Consider the following 213-nt stretch of genomic DNA (forward strand, 5'->3'; position numbering starts at 1 on the left):
AAATAATCTGTTTAGTTTCTGGCTCAATTACTAACTGAATTTTGAGCGTGTGATGTTTTTTCTTTCCTGAGTAATATTTTTTCTGTTTTTTTTTCGGTCTTTCAATAGCCGTTTCCGTGACATCCATCACTACGATTTCGGGGTAGCCAGAATCTTGAATTAATGCTTTCTTTCCCGGAATCCGAAACTTTCCTGTTTTCATTAAAGTTGATT

At 34.7% G+C, this 213-nt stretch carries 1 protein-coding gene; it reads right to left on the minus strand.

Going from position 1 to position 213, the window contains the following annotated elements:
* Positions 1–213 (minus strand): transposase family protein (locus tag PL9631_RS25745; protein ID WP_231516866.1); only part of this gene is annotated, 213 nt, incomplete at both ends.

The sequence above is a fragment of the Planktothrix paucivesiculata PCC 9631 genome, assembly GCF_900009265.2.
GTDB classification, from domain to species: Bacteria; Cyanobacteriota; Cyanobacteriia; order Cyanobacteriales; family Microcoleaceae; genus Planktothrix; species Planktothrix paucivesiculata.